The sequence below is a fragment of the Bittarella massiliensis (ex Durand et al. 2017) genome (assembly GCF_017566145.1).
Lineage (GTDB): Bacteria > Bacillota > Clostridia > Oscillospirales > Ruminococcaceae > Bittarella > Bittarella massiliensis_A.
In genome coordinates this window covers 1-262 of sequence record NZ_JABFCL010000098.1, presented here as the reverse complement: position 1 = coordinate 262, position 262 = coordinate 1, and the positions used below count along the sequence as shown (strand labels likewise).

At 49.2% G+C, this 262-nt stretch carries 1 protein-coding gene; it reads left to right on the top strand.

Translation table 11 applies throughout. The features are described from left to right. Positions 1-262, top strand: a 262-nt coding sequence (locus HJY11_RS13605) for a PrgI family protein (protein ID WP_208076465.1), incomplete at both ends; no start/stop codon positions are given.

The window sequence follows — 262 nt, the reverse complement described above, 5'->3', positions numbered from 1 at the left end:
CGGCGGCTCTCCTGTTCGGCTTGCCGCTTTTCTTTCTGCTCAAAGACAGCACAGGCACAAGCCTTGCGTCTATGGCTATGATTGCCGTCATGCTGCCCTGTTTCCTCTTTGCCATGTATGAGAAGCATGGACAGCCCCTTGAAGTGGTGGTGAAGAACATCATTCAGACGAAATTCATAGCCCCCAAAGAACGACCATACAGGACAGACAACTTTTATTCCGTCTTAGAACGGCAGAGAAAACTTGAAAAGGAGGTATCAGC